Origin of the sequence: Citrobacter sp. TBCS-14 (genome assembly GCF_005280805.1) — a bacterium.
GTDB classification, from domain to species: Bacteria; Pseudomonadota; Gammaproteobacteria; order Enterobacterales; family Enterobacteriaceae; genus Citrobacter; species Citrobacter gillenii.
Window position 1 is genome coordinate 1 of sequence record NZ_SZWM01000307.1, and the last position, 294, is coordinate 294.

The following is a 294-nucleotide window of genomic DNA, read 5'->3' on the forward strand; positions in this document are numbered from 1 at the left end:
CAGTTGAAAGTATGAAACCTTTCTTCGGCGTTCAGGCGGGTGACTTGTTTATCGCAACCACTGGTTATACCGGCGAAGCGGGATATGAAATTGCCATGCCGAATGAAAAGGCCGCGGATTTCTGGCGTGCGCTGGTCGAAGCCGGTGTTCAGCCTTGCGGTCTGGGCGCGCGTGATACGCTGCGTTTAGAAGCTGGTATGAACCTGTACGGTCAGGAGATGGACGAAGGCATTTCTCCGCTGGCGGCCAACATGGGCTGGACCATCGCATGGGAACCGGCTGACCGCGACTTTA

General features: G+C 56.1%; 1 pseudogene. It reads left to right on the top strand.

Annotated elements, in window-relative coordinates:
* A pseudogene (gcvT, locus tag FDX22_RS15235) lies at positions 1-294 on the top strand (glycine cleavage system aminomethyltransferase GcvT); the annotation flags it as partial.